The organism is Ralstonia flaminis (assembly GCF_958415495.1).
Classification (GTDB): Bacteria; Pseudomonadota; Gammaproteobacteria; order Burkholderiales; family Burkholderiaceae; genus Ralstonia; species Ralstonia flaminis.
This window is the reverse complement of sequence record NZ_CATZLL010000015.1, coordinates 88,255-109,262: the sequence shown is the minus strand read 5'-3', so window position 1 is coordinate 109,262 and position 21,008 is coordinate 88,255. Positions and strand designations below refer to the sequence as shown.

Sequence of the window (21,008 nt, the reverse complement as noted above, 5' to 3'; positions counted from 1 at the left end):
TAGCGATGACCTAGCGGCCCTTGCCCAGCTCCACGGCAAACTTCACCAGCTCCGCCTGGCCCTCGATGCCGAGCTTGCGCTTGAGGTTCAGGCGGTGCGACTCCACCGTGCGCACGGAGAGCCCGAGTTCATCGGCGATGCGCTTGTTGGCGTAGCCCTTGGCGATGCCATCGAGGATGTCGCGCTCACGCGGTGTGAGCGCCTCCACGGGCGTGGGCATGACGGCCTGCTCAGCCATGCGCATCGCCAGTTGCGCACTGTAGAAGGCGCGACCAGCAAGCACCGCATCAATCGCGTCGACCAGCTCGCTGGCAGGCGCGTCTTTGAGCACGTAACCGCGTGCACCGGCGCGGATCACCTGGCGCACGTATTCCAGGTTGTCGTGCATTGACAGCACCAGCACGGCAATCTCCGGAAACTGCTCGGCAAATTTTTCAGTGAGCGCAATGCCGTTCATGCCGCGCATACCGATGTCCATCAGCGCCAGATCGGGCGACAGCGTGCGTGCGGCTTCGAGTGCAGCTTCAGCATCGCCCGCTTCGCCCACCACTTCAAAATGCGGCACGGCTTCCAGCCGCACGCGCACACCATCGCGCACCAGCGGGTGATCGTCGACGAGGAGCAATTTGACAGGCGTGTTCATGCGGAGGCGGGCAAAGCAGTGGAAGCGGCCGAAGTCGCAGCGGCCAGTTGAGCAATGACGATGTGCGGCAGCACGGCGCAGACCTCCGTGCCGTGCACGTCGGAAACAATGGTACAGGTGCCGCCCAGCGCAGCCATGCGTTCACGCATGTTGCGCAGGCCAATGCCGTGTTCGGGATCCACCTGCACGGATTCGACATCGAAGCCCGGGCCGTTGTTGCGAATGGACAACCGCACGGCATCGATGTCGTTCTCCAGCAGCACGCCGATGCGGGTGGCATACGTGGCGTGGCGCTCGACGTTGGAGATGGCTTCCTGTGCGATGCGGAACAGCGCCGTGTTGCAGGCATCCGGCAACTGCACGGTCGGCCCGGCGAGCTCGAGCGCGATGGCGAAACCCGGTTGCCGGTCTTCATGCGCTTCGCGTGTTTCGCGCACGAGCAGTTCCAGCGCAGCCGCCAGGCCCAGATCATCGAGCAGTGCGGGACGCAGATTGTGCGACACGCGCCGCACCTCGCCCAGCGCGCCGTTCAAGCGATCGAGCGCGCGACGCAGCATGCTGGCGGCCTTGTCGGTGGCGGCGGCTTTCGCAGGCTGCGCTTCCAGATGACCGTGCGCCGTCTCCAGCAACAGCTTGGTCGACACCAGCACCTGGCTGATGCCGTCATGCAGTTCTCGCGAGACACGGGCCCGCTCGTCTTCCTGGGAGCGCACCACCTGCTGCGCAAGCTGGCGCAACTTGGCATCCGCCTCACGATGGTCGCTCACGTTGAGCGCCAGGCCGCTGCCCGCCACCAGCAGGATGCTGATGGCGGCGATGGCCACCACCCAGGCGAGTGTCTGGTCGATATTGGTCTGTGCGCGCTGATCGATCTGGCGCAGGGTCTGTTCGATGTCGTCCAGGTAGAGGCCGGTACCGACCATCCAGCCCCACTTCGGAATCGGCTCGACATAGCCGAGTTTGGGCACGCTCTGGTGCGTAGAGGGCTTGTCCCACATGTAGCGCACGAAACCGCCGCCGTTCTGCGCAGCCGCGACCAGCCTCTGGATGGTGGGTTGTCCGCCCGCATCGGTCAGATCCCACAGGTCCCGGCCGACAAGCTCGGGCTGACGCGGGTGCATCAGGTTCCGGCCGCGCATGTCGTAGAGAAAGAAATAACCGTCGGTGCCGAAGTCGAGGCGGGCGAGGGTACGCATGGCTTCGTCGCGCGTGGCCGCATCGTCACGGCCAGAGGCAACGAGCGGCGCGATGGCGCTCTGCGCGAGCTTGACGTAAGCGCGCAGTTCCGTCTCCTTGGCCTGCAGGTAGGCGGACTCCACCAACTGCCGCTCATGCTGCGCCAGCGCGATCGACTGATGCCGCACGGTCAGCATGATCGCCAGCATGGCGATGGTCAGCGGCGCGACGGCGAGTAACAGAATCTTCTGGCGGAGCTTCATGGCATGGCGCGGCACCTTGCATCGCAACATCGTAAGGTTCGGGCGCGTTTTCGATTGGGAATCACGTGGCCTGCGTAGTACTACGGACAGGTGCTGCGTAGTCCTCCGCTTGTGGCAGGCACTGAGGCTGGCAAATACTACACGGCCTCGCCGTCCGACCAACTCAGGCCAACGGACTGCGTGCAAACCTTGCCGACGACGCGAGAGCGACATGATCGGCAGGATCAACCCGCAGGGATGAGCCCACATCCCGCTTCGACCAAGGTTCGAGGAGACCGACATGAGCTTCATCAGGCAACACCTGATCTGGCTGGTCGTCGCCATTCTTGGCGCGTCTGCCTTTGCCACCGTTGCGCTTGCGCGCGGCGAGGCAGTCAGCGCGCTTTGGGTGGTGGTGGCTGCCGTGTGTATCTACCTGATTGCGTATCGCTATTACAGCCGTTTTATTGCCGACAAAGTGCTCGGCCTGGACGGCACCCGCAAGACGCCCGCCTGGCGTCACAACGACGGGCTCGATTACGTCCCCACCAACAAGTACGTGCTGTTCGGCCACCACTTCGCGGCCATTGCCGGTGCCGGCCCACTGGTGGGCCCCGTGCTGGCCGCGCAGATGGGCTATCTGCCGGGCATGCTGTGGATTCTGGCCGGCGTGGTGTTTGCCGGCGCGGTGCAGGACTTCATCGTGCTGTTCATCTCCAGCCGCCGCGATGGGCGCTCACTGGGGGATCTGGTGAAGAGCGAGATGGGCACGGTGCCCGGCGTGATTGCGCTGTTTGGCGCGTTCCTCATCATGATCATCATCCTGGCCGTGCTGGCACTGATTGTGGTGAAGGCGCTGGTCGGCTCGCCCTGGGGCACCTTCACGGTGGCGGCAACAATTCCTATCGCGCTGTTCATGGGCGTGTACGTGCGCTACATCCGCCCGGGCCGCATCGGCGAGGTGTCGATCATCGGCTTCGTGCTGCTGATGCTCGCCATCATTGGCGGCCAGGCTGTGCATGAGAACGCTGCGCTCGCACCACTGTTCACGTTCGACGGCAAGGCGCTGACGTGGATGCTCATCGGGTACGGCTTCGTTGCCTCGGTGCTGCCGGTGTGGCTGCTGCTGGCCCCGCGTGATTACCTGTCGACCTTCCTGAAGATCGGCACGATCATCGCGCTGGCCATCGGCATCCTGATCGTGGCACCGAAGATGCAGATGCCGCAGCTCACGCAGTTTGCGGCCGGCGGTGGCCCCGTGTGGTCGGGCAATCTGTTCCCGTTCCTGTTCATCACGATTGCGTGCGGCGCGGTGTCGGGTTTCCACTCACTCATCTCGTCGGGCACCACGCCCAAGCTGCTGGAGAACGAAACGCAGGCACGCTTCATCGGCTACGGCGCGATGCTGATGGAATCGTTCGTTGCCATCATGGCGTTGGTAGCCGCTTCGGTCATCAACCCGGGCGTGTACTTTGCGATGAACAGCCCGGCGGCACTGGTGGGCGCCACGCCCGATGCAGTGGCGCAAACGCTGTCCACCTGGGGCTTCGTCATCACGCCTGATGTGCTGATCCAGACCGCCAAGGACGTGGGTGAGAACACCATCCTCGCCCGTGCGGGTGGCGCGCCGACGCTGGCCGTTGGCATGGCGCACATCCTGCACCAGGTGGTGGGTGGTCAGGCCATGATGGCCTTCTGGTATCACTTCGCGATTCTGTTCGAGGCGCTGTTCATCCTCACCGCGGTGGATGCGGGCACGCGTGCCGGCCGCTTCATGCTGCAGGATCTGCTGGGTACGTTTGTGCCGGCACTCAAGCGCACCGACTCGCTGATCGCCAACCTGATCGCTACGGCTGCGACCGTCGCGCTGTGGGGCTACTTCCTGTACCAAGGCGTGGTCGACCCGCTGGGCGGCATCAACACGCTGTGGCCGCTGTTCGGCATTTCCAACCAGATGCTGGCTGCGATTGCGCTGACACTGGGCACCTGCGTGCTGGTCAAGATGAAGCGTGACCGCTACGTATGGGTGACGCTGCTGCCGACCGCATGGCTGCTGATCTGCACGCTCACCGCCGGCTGGCAGAAGCTGTTTGATCCGGACCCGAAGATCGGCTTCCTGGCGCACGCCAACAAGTACGCCAGCGCCGTTGCCGAGGGCAAGCTGCTGGCCCCGGCCAAGTCGATGGCGCAGATGCAGCAGATCGTACTGAACGATCGTATCGATGCCTTCCTGTGCGGCCTGTTCATCCTGGTGGTGGTGAGCATCGGTTGGTACGGCCTGCGCACGGTGCTCAAGGCGCGCGCAGCCAACCGCCCGACCGTCAACGAAACGCCGTACGAAGCGCTGGGCGCCTGAGCAACGACATGCGCGAAGAACTCGAAAACTTCGGCCGCTACCTGGGCCAGACCCTGCGCCTGATGGTTGGCGTGCCGGACTACGACACCTACGTGCGCCACATGCAGGAGACCCATCCCGGGCAGCCTGTCATGACGTACGAAGACTTCTTCCGCGAACGCCAGGACGCGCGCTACCAAGGACGCGTCGGCCGCTGCTGTTGACGGCGCGATATCCAACGCTGCCAAAAGAAAACCGCCGGTGCATGAAGCCATGCCCGGCGGTTTTTTTCATGCCTGCGCTGCTACAAGGACGGACGCGCCGCCGTGGGCGGATCGCCGCGCTTGGCCCGATAGGTCTTCTCCACCAGCTCACGCAACTTGGCCAATGCGCCAATGTCGCCTTGTGCGGCCGCCTTGCCATACCAGCTCTTGGCCTGCTCGATATCCTGCGGCACCACACCGGGCTCACCGCGTTCGTAGTAACTGCCGACGATGTACTGCGATGGCGCATCACCGCCCTCGGCCGCCTTCTTGTACCAGGTGAAGGCGCGTCCGTAGTCGCGCGGCACGCCGCGGCCGGTGAAGTAGTTGGTGGCGAGTGCACGCTGCGCCTCGATGTGCCCGGCGGTGGCGGCACGCTCGTACCACTTGTTCGCCTCTTCCAGAGACCGCGGTACCAGTTCACCGCGTTCGTACAGCTCGCCGTAGGCAAACTGCGCGTGGGTCATTTGGTTATCAGCGGCGCGGCGCAGCCATTTGACGGCCTCCTCGGGCCGGGCGATCGTGCCCTCGCCACGCATCAGCATCATCGCGTAGTTGAATTGCGCGAGGCGATTGCCGCGTTGCGCGGCCTCAGCGAACTCGTCGAATGCGTGACCGAAATCGTTCTGCTCGTAGTGCGCGATAGCGATCTGCGTGAGGGCAGCGGCATCGCTGTGGAGCTCCGTCGGTGCAGTGGCTGCCAGCGCCGGCAGCATCGCGGCGCTCGCCGCCACGGCAACGACTGTCCGCAGCATGCGTCGTGTGACTGGTATGCCCATCGCGCGCTCCTCATCGGAAGATGATCGAGTGTACCGCGCCGCGCCGTCTCGCGTTGACGTGGCGCGGGCGCACGGACAGGCACAAAAATTGCCGCGGCAACCTGCTCGCGCCGCGGCGTGCAATCAGGCCGCGCGCACCCGGTACACCGCCACGCTGCCGCGCCAGTTGGCACCCCAGCGCACCACGCTGCCCTCATGCAGCACAACGCGATCGAGAATCAGCAGCCCGACCTTGGGCGCCAGCGCCTCGAAGTCGCGAATGGTCAGCACACGCACATTGGGCGTGTCGTACCACTCATATGGCAGCGATTCCGACACCGGCATGCGCCCGCGGAAGATCGACAGCCGATGCGGCCAATAGCCGAAGTTCGGGAACGACACGATGCACTCGCGACCCACGCGCAGCATCTCGCGCAGCACCTGCGCGGTGTTGTGGATGGTCTGCAGCGTCTGCGAGAGGATGACGGTGTCGAAGCTCTTGTCTTCGAACAACGCCAAGCCGCCCTCCAGATTCTGCTGGATCACCTGCACGCCCTTCTTGGCGGTGGCCAGCACGCCGGCATCATCAATCTCAATGCCGTAGGCCTGCACGTCCAGCTCGTCCTGCAGCACGCGCAGCAGGCTGCCATCAGCACACCCCAGGTCGAGCACCGTGGAGCGCGGCTCGATCCAGCGGGCGATGGCGCGGAAGTCTGCGCGGTCGGCCAGGATGTTCGGCACTACCGAGGGTGCACCAACAGGATTCAGCGTTTGCGTGGTCATGCGCCGATCTCCTGGGCGATGCGTTCGTAGTAGGCGCGCACCAGAGCGTGGTAGCGCGTGTCTTCCAAGAGGAAGGCGTCGTGGCCGTGCGGGGCTTCGATCTCGCCGTAGGTGACGCGATGCTTGTTGTCGAGCAGCGCCTTGACCAGCTCGCGGCTGCGCGCTGGGGCAAAGCGCCAGTCGGTCGTGAAGCTGACGACGAGGTAACTCGCTTGCGTGTGTGCCACGGCCTTGGTCAGATTGCCGCCATACGCCAGCGCCGGGTCGAAATAGTCGAGCGCGCGCGTGATCAGCAGGTACGTGTTGGCGTCGAAGTACTCGGCAAACTTGTCGCCCTGATAGCGCAGATAGCTCTCGACCTGGAACTCGACATCGAACGAGAAGCGGATGTCGTCAGCCTTGAGCTCGCGGCCGAACTTGGACGCCATGTCCTCGTCCGACAAATACGTGATGTGGCCGATCATGCGCGCTACGCGCAGGCCGCGCTTGGGCTTGACGTTGTGCGCGTAGTAATCGCCCCCGTGGAAGTCGGGGTCGGACAGGATGGCGCTGCGTGCCACCTCGTTGAAGGCGATGTTCTGCGCCGACAGCTTGGGCGTGGAAGCCACCACCACGCAGTGCCGCACGCGCTCCGGATACATCAGGCTCCACGCCAGCGCCTGCATGCCGCCAAGGCTGCCGCCCATCACCGCCGCGAACTGCTGGATGCCAAAGCGATCCGCCACGCGTGCCTGGGCATTCACCCAGTCTTCCACCGTCACCACCGGAAAGCGTGCACCGTACGGGTCGCCCGTCTCCGGGTGTGGGCTCATCGGGCCGGTCGAGCCGAAACACGAGCCGAGGTTGTTCACCCCGATGACGAAAAAGCGGTTGGTATCCACTGGCTTGCCAGGGCCAACCATGTTGTCCCACCAGCCGACTTCGCCTTCCGCATGCACGCCCGCCACGTGGTGCGAGGCGTTGAGCGCGTGGCAGATGAGCACGGCATTGGAGCGGTCGGCGTTGAGCGTGCCGTAGGTCTCGACCATCAGGTCGTAGCCGGCGATCTGCGAGCCGTTGCGCAACGGCAGCGGCTCGGCAAAGTGCATGCGCTCGGGCACAACCAGGCCGATGGCGTTGGCTGGTTTGCCCTTGTGTGCCGCTGGAGATGGTGTCTCGGACACATTGGCCTCGGCCGCAGCATCTGCGGAGGCCGCCTGAAGTTCTGTCATGGCACCAAAGAAAAAACCCGACCGGCAACGCTGTGTTGCAACCAATCGGGTTCTCATGTGGCGCACGTGGGGCGCTTATCTTCACTACCCACGTTCTGACCGAACCTCTTTAGCCGCATTTGTAATGAGAGCCCTGAACCACATTCGTGCCATCAGGACTCCCGCGCGCCCGCAAGCCAGTCGTCAAATCGGCGCGTCAGGAAATCGTGATTATAGAGCAAGCGCCGAGCAATGCGGCTAAGCCGTTGTGTCGTCTCGTTATGCTCTGTCGAAAGCGTGGCGATCAGTTGGCCACGTCATGGCTCACCGCCAATGCCCAGCGCTCGGCCCACGCATTGAGCGGCATGAGCAGCGACTGTAGCTCGACGCACAAGTCGGTGAGGCGGTACCCGCCTTCGTCGTGATCGACCAGCCCGGCAGCACGCAACTCCTTGAGGCGCGTGTTGAGCACAGCCGGATTGGTATCCGCCGCGTCCTGCAGCGTCCGGAAATTCAGTGGGCCGTCGCGCAACTCCCAGATGATGCGCAGTGTGCCGCGTCGGCCGAACAGGTCCAGCGCCGCCATGATCGGGCGGCCGGAATCCGAGCCGCGGACGGCCCTGCCGGGAAGTGGTGCCCTCATGCTTTACTTTCCATAGCAAGTTTTGTACGTTTACTATGAAAATCATAGCGCAGGAGACCGCATGGAAACCGCTCGCATTGCCCCCGCAACCCCACCTTTTGCTGCATCCATCCAACACACCATCGACAAGGTCATGCGCGGGCAACCACCGCTGACCCTCTTCACGACGCTGGCCCGCGATGACCGGCTGGCCAGCAAGTTCTTCGCAGGCGGTCTGCTGGACAAGGGACACCTCAGCCTGCGAGACCGCGAACTCGTGATCGACCGCACGACCGCGCGCTGCGGGTCCGAGTACGAATGGGGCGTGCATATCGCGATCTTCGGCGAAGCAGCCAGCCTGACTGAAGCGCAGATCCACTCACTGGTGAACGGCGATCCGACCGACGCCTGCTGGCAGCCACACGAGACGACGTTGCTGCAGTTCTGCGATGCGCTGCACGACGCATGCGATATCGACGACACGCTGTGGGCACGCGTGAAAGCCCACTACAGCGACGACGCCGTGCTCGAACTGCTGATGCTGGCGGGCTTCTACCGCACGGTGAGCTATCTCACCAACGCCCTGCGGCTGCCGTTGGAAGACTTCGCACGGCGCTTTCCCACCACGAAAAACGCCCCGGCCTGAACCTTCGCTGCAAGGGCGAAGATCCAGCCGAGGCGCTCATGCTGCTTGATGCCGCGCGTGTTGCTTATAGGCCAGCCATGTTGATGTACTTGACCTCCAGGTACTCGTCGATGCCGTACTTGGAGCCTTCGCGGCCGAGGCCCGATTGCTTGACGCCGCCGAATGGTGCTTCGGCCGTCGAGATCAGCCCGGTGTTGACGCCGACCATACCCGACTCCAACGCCTCCGACACACGCCACGCGCGGCCAAGGTCACGCGTGTAGAAGTACGCGGCCAAGCCGAACTCGGTGTCGTTGGCAGCGGCCACCGCTTCGTCTTCGGTGTCGAAGGGGATGAGCGCTGCCAGCGGGCCGAAGGTCTCTTCATGCGCGACCAGCATGCCGGGCTTGGCATCCACCACGACAGTCGGTTCGAAGAACGCGCCGCCCTGTGCGGAAAGCGCATGCGGTTTGCCGCCCACCAGCACGCGTGCGCCTTGCGCAACCGCATCGTCCAGATGCTGGCGCACCTTGTCCATTGCACGCATATGGATCAGCGGGCCCTGCTGCACGCCGGGCTCGGTGCCGTTGCCCACGCGCAGCGCGCGCACGGCATCCGCCAGCCTGGCAGCAAACGTGTCGTAGATACCGCGCTGCACATAGAAGCGATTGGCGCACACACAGGTCTGGCCGGCGTTACGGTATTTGGCGATCATCGCGCCTTCCACGGCAGCATCGACATCGGCATCGTCGAACACGATGAAGGGCGCGTTGCCGCCCAGTTCGAGCGAGAGCTTCTTGATGTCTTCCGCGCACTGGCGCATCAGCAGCTTGCCGACACCCGTGGAGCCCGTGAAGCTCAGCTTGCGCACGGTGGTGTTGGAGGTCAGTTCACCGCCGATGGCTTGCGAATCACCCGTGATGACGGAGAGCAAACCCGCAGGGACACCCGCACGCGCAGCCAGCTCTGCAAAAGCCAGCGCGGAATAGGGCGTCTCAAGCGCAGGCTTGACCACCATCGAGCAGCCCGCCGCCAGCGCCGGGCCCACCTTGCGCGTCATCATCGCGATCGGGAAGTTCCACGGCGTGATGGCGGCCGTGACACCGATCGGCTCCTTGGTGACGACGATGCGACGATCGCTCTGCGGCGCGGGAATCGTGTCGCCGTACACGCGGCGCGCTTCTTCGGCAAACCACTCGATGAACGAAGCAGCGTAGGCGATCTCGCCGGCGGCTTCGGGCAGTGGCTTGCCTTGCTCGGCCGTGAGGATGGCAGCGAGATCCTGCTGGTGATCCATCATCAAATCAGCCAGGCGGCGCAAGATCTTCGACCGCTCACGCGCCGGCACCTTGCGCCAGGCACGCTGTGCAACTTGTGCAGCCTCGATGGCGCGGCGCGTTTCGGCGGCACCCATGCCGGGCACGGTACCGATCTTTCGGCCGGTGGCGGGATCGGTCACATCGCGCGTGGCGCCGTCATCGGCATCGGCCCACGTGCCGGCGAGGAACGCCTGCGTGCGCCACAGGCCCGGGTCTTTGAGCGCGATCGGCGCGGCCGGTGCGCTCGGCAAATCAGTGCGGGTCATGCTGTCAGCCCTCCAGTGCGCGTTGCAGGATGGCAAGACCCTCTTCGAACACCGCGTCTTCAATCGTGAGCGGGAACAGGAAGCGGATCACATTGCCGTACACGCCGCACGACAGCAGCAGCAGACCGGCGTCGAGCGCACGTTGCTGCACGCGCTTGGTGAAATCGGCGTCGGGCTTGCCATCCGGCGTGTTGAATTCCACAGCAACCATCGCGCCTACGCCACGCACTTCAGCAATACGCGGTTGCTTGGCCTTCATGCCGTTGAGCGCATCCACCAGACGTGCGCCCAGTGCGGCGGAGCGCTCGCACAGCTTCTCGTCGGCGATGATGTCGAGCACCGCATGGGCGGCGGCCACAGCCAACGGGTTGCCGGCATACGTGCCGCCCAGGCCACCCGGCGCCGGTGCGTCCATGATTTCCGCACGGCCAGTGACTGCCGACAGCGGCAGACCGCCGGCCAGACCCTTGGCCATCGTCATCAAATCGGGCAGCACGCCGGTGTGCTCCATGGCGAACAGCTTGCCGGTGCGGGCAAAGCCGGTCTGCACTTCATCGGCAATCATCACGATGCCGTGCTCATCGCACAGTGCACGCACGGCGCGCACGAAGTCGGCAGGCATCTGGTAGAAACCGCCCTCGCCCTGCACCGGTTCGAAGATGATGGCTGCAACCTGGCGCGGGTCGATGTCAGCCTTGAACAGGCGGTTGATGGCATCGAGCGAATCCTGCGTGCTCACGCCGTGCAGCGCGACCGGCGCCGGCACGTGATAGATGCTGCCCGGAAACGGACCAAAGCCCGTCTTGTACGGCACGACCTTGCCCGTGAGCGACATGCCCATGAACGTGCGGCCGTGGAAGGCGCCCGTGAGCGCGATCACGCCGGGTCGGCCGGTGTGTGCACGGGCGATCTTGATGGCGTTCTCTACAGCCTCGGCACCCGTGGTGAAGAACGCGGTCTTCTTGGCGTGCGTGCCGGGCGTGGCCGCATTCAGGCGCTCGGCCAGTTCGACGGACGAGCCATACGGCACGATCTGATACGCCGTGTGCGTGAAGTGGTCGAGCTGCTCACGCACGGCCTGCACCAGGCGCGGGTGACGGTGCCCCGTGTTCACCACGGCAATGCCGGCCGCGAAGTCGATGTAGCGGCGGCCTTCCACGTCCCAGAACAGGGCGTTCTCGGCGCGCTCTACGTAGCGGTCGGTCATCACACCCACGCCACGCGGCGTGGCGGCCAGGCGGCGGGCATTCCATTGGGCATTCTGTTGCGGGTCTCGGGCGTTCATGGCGTTGGGGTGCGTTGGGTCAAAAAAGGTCGGATGGAGGCCAGTGTGGCAGCCATTGGCCCCGTACAATGAGACCCAATCATGTTTTTCTGATAGAACCACTTTCGAGATACACCGCAAAGCGACTGCGCGACCCGATCTTGACCCTGTGATGCTCGTCGTACACGTGTACGACTGCGCTTCTCGGGCCAACCTCAGGCCGCTCGCTACGCTTTGCGGCGCATCCTGGGCTCAGATATTCGTATGGCCGACCATTCCCCCACCCACCGCGCCAGCATGCTGGTCGACTACCTGCAGCGCCGCTTCGACCGCTCCGACACCAGTGGCGAGCCCGACCACCGCCGCCTGTACCGCGCGCTGCAGGAGGGCATCCTGCGCGACGAACTGCAGCCCGGCACGCGCCTGCCATCGTCACGTCAGTTGGCCACCGAACTGGGCATTGCACGCAACACAGTCATCCACGTGTACGAGCAGTTGGGCGTGGAAGGCTATGTATCGGCAGGCGTTGGCAGCGGCACCTTCGTCGCCGATACCGCACCGGACCGGCTGGACGCGACGCCTGTGCCAGCGGCCCCTGTTGCTGAGGTTGCTGAAGCGGCTGCGCCCATCGCACCGATGCTCTCCACGCGAGGCCGTGCGCTGGTGCGCGATGCGGGCGCCAGTTCGCGGCAATGGGGCGCTTTTATGCCGGGCGTACCGGAAGTGCGAATGTTTCCGGCGCGCATCTGGTCGCGGCTGCACAACCGGTTGCTGCGCAAACCCTCGCCGGCGTTGCTGACATATCCGGTGGGTGCCGGCTACCTGCCGCTGCGCACCGCGCTGGCGGACTACCTGCGCACCGCACGCGGCGTGCGCTGCGAGCCCGAGCAGATCATCATCACCGCGGGCATCCACCCGTCGCTGCAACTCATCGCACAACTGCTGTGCGATGCGGGCGACAGCGCGTGGATTGAAGACCCCGGCTACTGGGGCGTGCGCAGCGTGCTCACTGCTGCGGGCATCCGCACCGTGCCACTGCCGGTGGACGACGAAGGCATGCGCTTCGACGTGCCCGCACGCACGCGCCAGCGCGGCAAGCCGCCCAAGCTGATGGTGGTCTCGCCCTCGCACCAATACCCGCTGGGTTCGGTGATGAGCTTGGCGCGCCGCCGCGCGCTGCTCGCCACCGCGCACGCCACCGACGCGTGGATCGTCGAAGACGACTACGACAGCGAATTCCGCTACGGCAGCCGCCCGCTGCCATCACTGCAAGGCTTGGACGAAGGCGGACGCGTGCTCTACATGGGCACGTTCTCGAAGGTGCTGTTCCCGAGTCTGCGGATTGGTTATCTGGTAGTGCCGCCCGCGCTGGCAGATGCCTTTGCGACAGGGCTGTCGGAGATGTTCCGCGGCGGCCAGATCCTGACGCAGGCGGTGCTGGCGGACTTTATTGCCGAGGGACATTTCGTCTCGCACATCCGGCGCATGCGCGGCGTGTATGCGGAGCGGCGCGAAACGCTGCTTGCCTCGATCGCCAACGAGTTTGGCGAGTCGCTGCCCGTGCATGACGGCGCATCGGGCTTGCATCTCGTGCTGGGATTGCCGGCGGGCACCAATGATGTGGCCGTCGCGGACATGGCACTCGCCAACGATGTCGTGACGCGGCCACTCTCGCGCTACTACCAGGACGACGCGAGTCGCCAACCCGGCCTGCTGCTGGGCTACGGTCATGTGGAGACCGAACACATTGCTGCGCGTTTTCACACGCTGGCAGAGGCGGTGCGAACGATCGGTTGAGCGCGCAAAAAAGCCCGCATCTGCGGGGCTTTTTTTTCGGCAACGTCCTCAGGCCAACACCACCCGCAACTGCGCCTCCACACCCTCCATGGGCGACTTTCGGAAGCCGCTCTTGGCGTACCGGTGCCAGCGCCCCAGCACTACGCAGACGATCAGGTTGGCGCGCGAAGCGATGTCCGCATCGGCGGGCCACGCACCCTGCGTCACAGCCACGCGCAGGCTCTGCTTGAACGAGGCTTCGATACGGTCCAGGCACTGCGCCATACGCTCAGGCAGGCGTTCGTCCTCGCCGACGAGTGCTTCGCCCACCAGCACACGTGTCATGCCCGGGTTCTTGTCGGCAAACGAGAGCAGCATGTGCGCGATGGCATGCGCCTGACGCAGGCCGTGCTCTTCACGCAGGGTGATCTGGTTGATGAGGCCGAAGACGGTCTGCTCGATGAACTCGATCAGGCCCTCGTACATCTGCGCCTTGCTGGCGAAATGTCGGTACAGCGCCGCTTCGGAAACATCCAGTTTGGCAGCCAACCCTGCTGTAGTGATCTTTTCGCCACGCGGCTGTTCGAGCATGCCCGCCAGCGTCTGCAGGATCTGCACGCGGCGCTCGCCCGGGCGGGGACGCTTGCGTACGGGTGTGGCTTCAATAGGCGCTTCCGTAGCCAGCTCGGCCGTCGGAAACCCCGTTTGCGCGTTGCTCATGACTTCCTGGCCCCTCTCCCGTTCTGCACGCGGAAACGATGCAACAGCCTAGCCGCGTCGAACAAGCCTTCGTTTTAGTTGAAGCACCGATTTTACTTTCACGCCGACATAGCCGGGCCGGTTGGCGAACAAAATCGGTGCGGCGGCCGGCTGATGTGGCGAATTTGCACGGGCGCCCATTGCCGCCGCTTGCATTGGATGCAAAGCCTCGGCAGCCGAGTGCGATGGCAGCGCCGAAGACGGCGAAACCACCCCAGGCGCCATGCGCCGGAGATAGCCCGTCACCCACACGGTGCCGATGCCCAGCTTGCGGTAGCGCTTGAGGTGTGAAAGCGTGTCTTCCACGAGGATGGCGCGCGACGGCGCAATGCGCTCACGCGCCAGCAGCCGGCGCAGCATCAGCGGATCGGGCTTCGGGCGCAGACGCCGGTGCACCCACATGTGCTCAACGGCAATCTCCCGGGCAAACGCGCGCTTGAGGCCAATCAGCCGCACCACCTCGCGCGCATAGGCAACAGGGGCATTGGTCAGCAGGATCTTACGCCCAGGCAGCGCTCGCAGCAGTTGGGCCAGGCCGCGTTCGGCGCGCACCATGGCGCGCAGGTCATCAAACGTATGGGCCTGGGCAAGGAAGTCGTCGGGGTCGACGCCGTGGTGGCGGACCATGCCGAGAATGGTGGCACCGTAGCGGCGCCAATAGTCCACGCGCACCTGGCTGGCGGTGGCGTCATCCGTGCCAAGCACGCGCGCCACATAGGCCGTCATCAGCCGGTTGATCTGCGGAAAGATCGCGTGCGACGCGTGGTGGAGGGTGTTGTCGAGGTCGAACAGCCAGACGGGCTGTTGCTTGGGTGGCGTTGGAGCCACCACCTCGCGTGGCCAGGCGTGCGCGCGGCGCGCCTGAGCCACCCGGGTGCGGCGCATCAATGCGAGCGGATCATCGTGCCGAACGCCTGTTCGGTCAGGATTTCCAGCAGCAGCGAGTGCTCGATACGACCATCGACGATGTGCACCGAGTTCACGCCGCTCTTTGCGGCATCCAGCGCGGACGAGATCTTCGGCAGCATGCCGCCCGAGATCGTACCGTCGGCAAACAGCTCGTCGATCTCGCGCGCCGACAGGTCGGTCAGCAGGTTGCCCTGCTTGTCCATCACGCCCGGGATGTTGGTCATCATGACCAGCTTCTCGGCCTTCAGGATCTCGGCCATCTTGCCGGCCACCACATCGGCATTGATGTTGTAGGCCTGGCCTTCATCGGAGAAGCCGATGGGCGAGATGACGGGGATGAACGCGTCGTCCTGCAGCGCTTTCACCACGGCCGGGTTGATGGTCTCGATGTCGCCCACGAAGCCGATGTCGATGAATTCGCCCGGCTTTTCGCGGTCCGGCATCTTCAGCTTCTTGGCGCGGATCAGGCCACCGTCCTTGCCGGTCAGGCCGACCGCTTGGCCGCCGTACTGGTTGATCAGCATGACGATGTCCTGCTGGACTTCGCCGCCGAGCACCCATTCGACCACTTCCATGGTCTCTTCGTCCGTCACGCGCATGCCCTGGATGAAGGTGCCTTGCTTGCCGACCTTCTTCAGGGCTTCGTCGATCTGCGGGCCGCCGCCGTGCACCACCACCGGGTTCATGCCGACCAGCTTGAGCAGGATCACGTCGCGCGCAAAGCCGTGCTTGAGCTTCTCTTCCGTCATGGCGTTGCCGCCGTACTTGATGACGATGGTCTTGCCGTGGAACTTGCGAATGTAGGGCAGAGCCTGCGCGAGAATCTCAGCCTTCACCGGCGGCGCAATGTGCGCGAGTTCGGGGTCGAGGCCAGCAGGGTCGGGGGCAGCAGCAACAGAAGCGTTCATGTCGGAGACATCCGGATTGGGCGGGTATGATTGAGCGCCGAATGTCGCCTGCTACACAAAAGCGTTGCAGCCCATTTTCGGCAGGCGCGATTTTACAAGAAAAGCCGGCACAGTCTGATGGCATATCTTGCGCGCCCAAAGCAACCGTTGCCGACAGAAAACACTCCACACACATGGCCATCGCCCCTGATCAGCTCGACGCCCTGCGCCCGCACCTGCAGCGCTTTGCGCAATTGCAGTTGCGCGATACGGCGCTCGCGGAAGATGTGGTCGCCGACACCATCCTGGCCGTGCTGGAGCACCCCGAGCGCTATGCCGGCAACGCCTCGCTCAAAACGTACGTGATCGGCATTCTCAAGCACAAGATCATCGACGAGATCCGCTCGGGGCGGCGCGAAGTGCGCGTCTCGCTGCTCGCCGGTGGTGCGTCGGATGACGGCGAACAGCGTTCCGACGAAGCCGTCTTCGATGCACTCTTCGCCGCTGATGGTCACTACCTCAGCCCGCCCACCGACTGGGGCGACCCGGATGCGGCGCTCTCGCGGCGGGAATTCTTCGACATCCTGCAGATGTGCGTCGACCGCCTGCCGCCGCGCGTGGGGCGCGTATTCATGATGCGCGAGTGGCTGGAGCTGGAAACCGATGAAATCTGTCAGGAACTGGAGATCACCGCGACCAATGCCTGGGCGCTGCTGTACCGCGCCCGCATGCGTCTGCGCGAGTGCCTGGATCTGCACTGGTTCGGCAACCAGCCCGCAGCCGCCTAAGTCGCGATACAGAGGAACAACATGCCGAACCGTTGGGGAATGCTCACCTGCAAGGAAGCGCACCGTGTACTGGTGAGCAGGATGGACCGCGAGCTGGGAACGGGCGAACGCCTGCGCCTGCGTGTGCACCTGTTTGCGTGCGATGCATGTACGCGCTTCTCGCATCAGATGGGCGTGCTGCGCCAGGCGATGCACCGTCTGGGTCAGGACGATGATGCGGGAGGCGGGCGCCCGTGAACGCGTCAATCAATGCACCTGAGGCCAACACCGCCTGCGCGATCTGCGGAGTGGCACTGCGTTGCGGTGCCATCGGCAACGGTACGCAGCCGGATGCGACCTGCTGGTGCATGACGGAAGAGAAACTGCCTGCCAGTGCACGGCACCCCGGACAGGGCTGCCGCTGTAAGCAATGCCTGCGCAAAGCGATCGCACAAGTGCGAACGGCGTCGGAATCGAACTGATCAGTCTTTACCGTCGTCGTCCAATGTGCGCAATGCGCGTCGGACGTCGGCCCGTCCGCGCTGGCGCTCTGCGTGACCGCCCTCGGTGTGGGCGCCGGCCTTGCGGCCGCGGGCAAGCGGCACCAGGAGGTTGCGCGGACGCGCGGTGCCAGCCTTGGTGGAAGGCTCGATGCGGAAGGTGAATTTCTGGCGAGTGCTCAGCGTCTTGTTAGCCATGTCGGCTCTCAGTCTCGGTCGGCCCGCAGCAGCACCCGCCGCGCGCCATCAATGTTTGTGCTCACCACCGTGGTTCATGGCAGGCATGTTGCCGGCGGTCAGGTCGCGCACCTTGGCCTCGACCTTCTGCTCAACGACGCGCTTGTCGGCCAGCTCCACCTTGAGCGTGATGGGCACGGTGGCGTCCTTGGCCAGCGGCTGCTTCAGATCCATCAGCATGACGTGATAGCCGCCCGGCTTGAGCTGCACGACCTGGCCCTTGGGCAAGTCAAGCGACTGCACTGCGCGCATGCGCATCACGTCGCCCTCCATCTTCATCTCGTGAATCTCGGCCGTGCCCGCCACCGGAGTCGACACGCCGACCAGCTTGGCGCCATCGGTGGACTGCAGCGTCATGAACGCGCCGCTGGAAGTCTGGCCTGGCACGGTGCCGCGCACCCAGGCGTCCTGCACCGTAACCTGGGCAAAGGCAGCAGCGCTGACCAGCAAACCAGCGGCCAGGGCGGCCAGACGGGCAGAAGTACGGATCGATCGGGACGTCATTATGAAAGGCTCCTGTCGGGACAAACGTGCTGCGCATTAAAGCACAGGGCTCGCGGCAAGGTACGTTGGGTGCACAATTGTGCGGCTGATTGACGCATCGCGGCACCCGAAACGGCGCGGTGCCCGCGTTTACACTTCTCCTTCATGCTTTCGACCCTGTCTCTTGCCGCACCACTGCTGGATACGTCCAGTCTACGCCGCCTGTTCTGGCTGCGATGGAGCCTGCTCGCCACCCAGCTGATCCTGATGCTGCTGGCGCCGCAGGTCTTCGGCGTGCAGTTACCGGTGGTGCCCCTGCTCATGGTGATGGGCCTGCACGCGCTGTTCAACCTGGCCACGGGCCTGCGCATGCGCAGCGAACGGCCGGTGCGCCCTATCGAAATCACCATCCAGTTGCTGGTGGACCTCACGGCACTCTCCGCGCTGCTGTACTTCACTGGTGGCGCGACCAACCCGTTCGTGTCGTTCTACCTGCCCGCACTGGCGATTGCTGCAGCCCTGCTGCCGATCGCGCACGTGGTGGGCCTGACGCTGTACGCGCTGGCGGCCTACAGCATGATGCTCGGCAACTACATCCCGCTGAACCTGCTGAACCAGGCCGATGCGGTGCCGTATCACCTGGCCGGCATGTGGATCGACTTCGTGGCCAGTAGCGCAATGATTGCCGGCTTCACGGCGCGCCTGTCCGCCGCACTGCGTGAGCGCGACGCCGAGCTGACAGAAGCGCGCGAACGCCTGCTGCGCGATCAGCGCGTTGAGGCGTTGATGTCGCAAGGCGCCAGTGTGGCGCATGAGATGGGCACGCCGCTGTCCACAGTTGCGGTCATCGCCGGTGAGCTGCAGCACGACGCGAAGCAGCCCAATTCGCCGCTCGCCCCTTACCAGGAAGACCTGCGCGCCATCGAGCAGCAGCTCGAACTGTGCCGCGCCGCGCTCGCCCGGTTGCAGCGCAAACCCAATGATGGCGCGCCCGAGCCACTCGGCCAATGGCTGCCGGAGTTCACGCAGACTTGGCAATTGCGTCACCCGGATATCCGTCTGCACACGGAAAGCTCGCCGGCCGCGCAGGCGGTGGAATTGGATCCCGTCTATGTGGGCCAGATCCTCACCATCCTGCTCGACAACGCTGCGCGCAGCCAGCAACAGGCCAAACGCGACCAGGTGCCGCTGCTGCTGACCGTCAAGATCGACGCCACCCCCGATGCGCTGCGCGAGGCCCCACCGCAGATCGTGCTGTCCATCATCGATACCGGCCTTGGCCTGCCGGAAGACCTGCGCACGTCGCTGGGCCGCACGCCGGTGCGCAGCAAGCACGGTGGCCACGGCATCGGCGTCTATCTGGCCGCAACCACGGCACGTCGCCTGGGCGGCACCGTGGTGCTGCGCCCCAACCCACCGCAAGGCGCGATTGCCGAACTCCGGCTGCCGGTTGGCGGTCCGAAGGAAGAATCGGCCACCCCCATCATCGGCGCGCCCACCCTATTCACATAAGAGCGACCGCTCCAACACGGCCCCTGCGGCCTGGAGATCCACATGCAACAACCCGCCCCCTTCCTGATCCTCGACGACGACGACGTTTTTGCGCAAACCCTGGCGCGTGCGCTCACACGTCGCGGCTTTGCTCCGCAGATCGCCCATACCGGCGGCGAGGCACTGTCGCTGGCCCGCCAGACGCGCTTTGCCTATGTGACAGTGGACCTGCACCTGGCCGCCAGCGACAAGGGCCTGATGCCCCACGGCGGCACGGATTCCGGCCTGCACTGGATCGCTCCACTGCGGCAGGCACTGCCCGACGCGCGCATGCTGATCCTGACGGGCTACGCGAGCATCGCGACCGCCGTGCAAGCAGTGAAGCTCGGCGCCGATGAATACCTCGCCAAACCCGCGAACGTCGATTCGATCCTGCTGGCGCTGCAAGTGGGCGTATCCGAGGCCGTGGCCGAGCAGACCATGGAGAACCCTGCACCGCTGTCGGTGGCACGGCTGGAGTGGGAGCACATCCAGCGCGTCCTGGCCGAGCACGGCGGGAACATCTCCGCCACCGCGCGGGCGCTGAACATGCACCGGCGCACGCTGCAGCGCAAGCTGGGCAAGCGGCCGGTCGCCAAGTAAGGCGAACAGCCGCCCGGCGTGTCAGCGCTGGCGCATCACCATCGCGTATCGCGCTCCCACGCCTTGAGTTCGTCTTCGGCACGCTCCTTCGTGTAGCCATAGCGTTCTTGGATTTTGCCGGCAAGCTGGTCACGCTTGCCGCGGATGATGGTCAGGTCATCGTCGGTGAGCTTGCCCCACTGCTCCTTGACCTTGCCCTTGGCCTGCTCCCATTTGCCTTCGATCTGATCCCAGTTCATACGACCTCCGTTGCGGTTGGAACAAAACGGGGGCGACCCCCAGGCCGCCCGTGTAAAAACTTCCGTGCGGCTTACTTCTTGAACTTGGCGGCCACGTCGTTCTGGCACGTCGTCTTGGCATCGCCCGACATGGCGTCACAGCGTTCCTTGGCTGCCTTGTAGTTGGCGTCGTTGGTGTCCTTGGCGGCATCGCGGCGCGCTTCGCTGACGTCCTTGGCGGTACCGGTCGCCTTGGCGTGACTCACGTCTTCAGCACCCTTGGCACGCGTGTAGGCGGCCTTGGCATCCTTGACACAACTGTCCTTGTCGTTGCCCTTCATGGCATCGCACTTGGTCTTGGCGACGCCGTAGTCGGCCTCGGCCCGTTCCTTGGCAGCGCGGTTGCGGGCGGCTTCGGTGCCGTCGCGGTCGACCGTGGCGTTGGCCTTGGCAACGCTGTAGTCGCCCTTGGCCTGCGCTCGGCAGACATCACGCGCATTGCCCTTCATCGCATCGCACTTGTCCTTGGCTGCCTTGTAGTCGGAGTCGGCCTGCTTGACGGCGCTGTCGTACGCCGCGCGCTTGGTGTCGTTGGACGTGGATGCCCCGGCGGGCCCAGTTGGCGCAGGCGTGAGCTGAGCGTGAGCGATGCCCAACGGGGCGCAAGCGAGCACGCAACACAGGGTCAGGCGTTGGATCGATTTCATATGCTTCTCTCCTTGTCGTCATTGGCATCACGCACGCGAGGTGCGCGGCGCGCATTGTCTTTGCGGCATCCCTTGCTCAGCAGATAACGGGCCTGCCCCCAGGCAATCCTGAGCAAATCCTTGCTGCGCCTGGGCTGGCGAGCGCC

Annotated in this window: 23 protein-coding genes; 8 read left to right on the top strand and 15 right to left on the bottom strand. The window is 64.8% G+C overall.

The window, feature by feature from the left end:
- Positions 1 to 10: 10 nt before the first annotated feature.
- Complete coding sequence (locus R2N11_RS20960; protein ID WP_316682252.1) at positions 11 to 643, bottom strand: response regulator; 633 nt, start codon at positions 641 to 643, stop codon at positions 11 to 13.
- Entirely contained in the window at positions 640 to 2,082 is a 1,443-nt protein-coding gene (locus R2N11_RS20955) for a cache domain-containing protein (RefSeq protein WP_199028965.1), read from the bottom strand. The genes R2N11_RS20960 and R2N11_RS20955 overlap by 4 nt, the downstream gene beginning before the upstream one ends.
- 280 nt (positions 2,083 to 2,362) lie before the next feature.
- Between R2N11_RS20955 and R2N11_RS20950 the strand changes: the two genes are divergently transcribed.
- Positions 2,363 to 4,417 (top strand): carbon starvation CstA family protein, encoded by a 2,055-nt coding sequence (locus tag R2N11_RS20950; protein ID WP_316682251.1) that lies wholly within the window; start codon positions 2,363 to 2,365, stop codon positions 4,415 to 4,417.
- 8 nt (positions 4,418 to 4,425) lie between these two features.
- Positions 4,426 to 4,620, top strand: a complete 195-nt coding sequence (locus tag R2N11_RS20945) for a YbdD/YjiX family protein (protein ID WP_316682250.1) — start codon at positions 4,426 to 4,428, stop codon at positions 4,618 to 4,620.
- 80 nt (positions 4,621 to 4,700) lie between these two features.
- Here the strand turns inward: R2N11_RS20945 and R2N11_RS20940 are convergent, their stop codons facing one another.
- The 4 genes from R2N11_RS20940 to R2N11_RS20925 all read right to left on the bottom strand — a co-directional run bounded on the left by R2N11_RS20940 (position 4,701) and on the right by R2N11_RS20925 (position 8,033).
- Entirely contained in the window at positions 4,701 to 5,414 is a 714-nt protein-coding gene (locus R2N11_RS20940; protein ID WP_316682290.1) for a tetratricopeptide repeat protein, read from the bottom strand.
- A gap of 147 nt (positions 5,415 to 5,561) precedes the next feature.
- A complete protein-coding gene (gene metW, locus R2N11_RS20935) occupies positions 5,562 to 6,200 on the bottom strand; it encodes a methionine biosynthesis protein MetW (protein WP_199028972.1) in 639 nt (212 codons plus the stop codon).
- Entirely contained in the window at positions 6,197 to 7,411 is a 1,215-nt protein-coding gene (metX, locus tag R2N11_RS20930; protein WP_316682249.1) for a homoserine O-succinyltransferase MetX, read from the bottom strand. Before metX ends, metW begins: the two co-directional genes overlap by 4 nt.
- A gap of 283 nt (positions 7,412 to 7,694) precedes the next feature.
- Positions 7,695 to 8,033: a winged helix-turn-helix transcriptional regulator gene (locus R2N11_RS20925; protein ID WP_316682248.1), complete on the bottom strand. Its 339-nt coding sequence runs from the start codon at positions 8,031 to 8,033 to the stop codon at positions 7,695 to 7,697.
- A 61-nt stretch (positions 8,034 to 8,094) separates the two neighbouring features.
- Here R2N11_RS20925 and R2N11_RS20920 point away from each other — a divergent pair, with 61 nt between their 5' ends.
- Positions 8,095 to 8,658: a carboxymuconolactone decarboxylase family protein gene (locus R2N11_RS20920; RefSeq protein WP_316682247.1), complete on the top strand. Its 564-nt coding sequence runs from the start codon at positions 8,095 to 8,097 to the stop codon at positions 8,656 to 8,658.
- A gap of 64 nt (positions 8,659 to 8,722) precedes the next feature.
- Here the strand turns inward: R2N11_RS20920 and R2N11_RS20915 are convergent, their stop codons facing one another.
- The gene (locus tag R2N11_RS20915; protein WP_316682246.1) at positions 8,723 to 10,222 is read right to left on the bottom strand and encodes an NAD-dependent succinate-semialdehyde dehydrogenase; all 1,500 of its coding nucleotides are present in this window, start codon (positions 10,220 to 10,222) and stop codon (positions 8,723 to 8,725) included.
- Positions 10,223 to 10,226: 4 nt separating this feature from the next.
- Complete coding sequence (gene gabT / locus R2N11_RS20910) at positions 10,227 to 11,507, bottom strand: 4-aminobutyrate--2-oxoglutarate transaminase (protein WP_316682245.1); 1,281 nt, start codon at positions 11,505 to 11,507, stop codon at positions 10,227 to 10,229.
- 276 nt (positions 11,508 to 11,783) lie between these two features.
- Here gabT and pdxR point away from each other — a divergent pair, with 276 nt between their 5' ends.
- Complete coding sequence (pdxR, locus tag R2N11_RS20905) at positions 11,784 to 13,283, top strand: MocR-like pyridoxine biosynthesis transcription factor PdxR (protein WP_316682289.1); 1,500 nt, start codon at positions 11,784 to 11,786, stop codon at positions 13,281 to 13,283.
- A 48-nt stretch (positions 13,284 to 13,331) separates the two neighbouring features.
- Here the strand turns inward: pdxR and slmA are convergent, their stop codons facing one another.
- From slmA to argB, 3 genes are read right to left on the bottom strand one after another with little or no spacing between them, the layout of a single operon-like run.
- Positions 13,332 to 13,982, bottom strand: a complete 651-nt coding sequence (gene slmA / locus R2N11_RS20900) for a nucleoid occlusion factor SlmA (RefSeq protein WP_316682244.1) — start codon at positions 13,980 to 13,982, stop codon at positions 13,332 to 13,334.
- A gap of 48 nt (positions 13,983 to 14,030) precedes the next feature.
- Positions 14,031 to 14,906 (bottom strand): pyrimidine 5'-nucleotidase, encoded by an 876-nt coding sequence (locus tag R2N11_RS20895; RefSeq protein ID WP_316682243.1) that lies wholly within the window; start codon positions 14,904 to 14,906, stop codon positions 14,031 to 14,033.
- Entirely contained in the window at positions 14,906 to 15,838 is a 933-nt protein-coding gene (gene argB / locus R2N11_RS20890) for an acetylglutamate kinase (protein ID WP_021196928.1), read from the bottom strand. Before argB ends, R2N11_RS20895 begins: the two co-directional genes overlap by 1 nt.
- A 173-nt stretch (positions 15,839 to 16,011) precedes the next feature.
- On the opposite strand from argB, the gene R2N11_RS20885 reads away from it, so the two are divergent.
- Positions 16,012 to 16,605 (top strand): sigma-70 family RNA polymerase sigma factor, encoded by a 594-nt coding sequence (locus tag R2N11_RS20885; protein WP_199028984.1) that lies wholly within the window; start codon positions 16,012 to 16,014, stop codon positions 16,603 to 16,605.
- Positions 16,606 to 16,626: 21 nt separating this feature from the next.
- Positions 16,627 to 16,842 (top strand): zf-HC2 domain-containing protein, encoded by a 216-nt coding sequence (locus R2N11_RS20880; protein ID WP_199028986.1) that lies wholly within the window; start codon positions 16,627 to 16,629, stop codon positions 16,840 to 16,842.
- A 224-nt stretch (positions 16,843 to 17,066) separates the two neighbouring features.
- Here R2N11_RS20880 and R2N11_RS20875 read toward each other — a convergent pair whose 3' ends face one another.
- Both R2N11_RS20875 and R2N11_RS20870 read right to left on the bottom strand, forming a co-directional pair.
- Positions 17,067 to 17,282 carry a hypothetical protein gene (locus tag R2N11_RS20875; RefSeq protein WP_199028990.1) on the bottom strand — a complete coding sequence of 72 codons (216 nt, stop codon included), beginning with the start codon at positions 17,280 to 17,282 and terminating at the stop codon, positions 17,067 to 17,069.
- Positions 17,283 to 17,330: 48 nt separating this feature from the next.
- Complete coding sequence (locus R2N11_RS20870) at positions 17,331 to 17,825, bottom strand: copper chaperone PCu(A)C (RefSeq protein WP_199028992.1); 495 nt, start codon at positions 17,823 to 17,825, stop codon at positions 17,331 to 17,333.
- A 144-nt stretch (positions 17,826 to 17,969) separates the two neighbouring features.
- On the opposite strand from R2N11_RS20870, the gene R2N11_RS20865 reads away from it, so the two are divergent.
- A complete protein-coding gene (locus R2N11_RS20865) occupies positions 17,970 to 19,316 on the top strand; it encodes an ATP-binding protein (protein ID WP_316682242.1) in 1,347 nt (448 codons plus the stop codon).
- 42 nt (positions 19,317 to 19,358) lie between these two features.
- Positions 19,359 to 19,937, top strand: a complete 579-nt coding sequence (locus R2N11_RS20860) for a response regulator transcription factor (RefSeq protein WP_199028996.1) — start codon at positions 19,359 to 19,361, stop codon at positions 19,935 to 19,937.
- Positions 19,938 to 19,972: 35 nt separating this feature from the next.
- Here the strand turns inward: R2N11_RS20860 and R2N11_RS20855 are convergent, their stop codons facing one another.
- Both R2N11_RS20855 and R2N11_RS20850 read right to left on the bottom strand, forming a co-directional pair.
- A complete protein-coding gene (locus R2N11_RS20855) occupies positions 19,973 to 20,176 on the bottom strand; it encodes a CsbD family protein (protein WP_199028998.1) in 204 nt (67 codons plus the stop codon).
- A gap of 71 nt (positions 20,177 to 20,247) precedes the next feature.
- Positions 20,248 to 20,862 (bottom strand): hypothetical protein, encoded by a 615-nt coding sequence (locus R2N11_RS20850; RefSeq protein ID WP_199029000.1) that lies wholly within the window; start codon positions 20,860 to 20,862, stop codon positions 20,248 to 20,250.
- Positions 20,863 to 21,008: the final 146 nt, after the last annotated feature.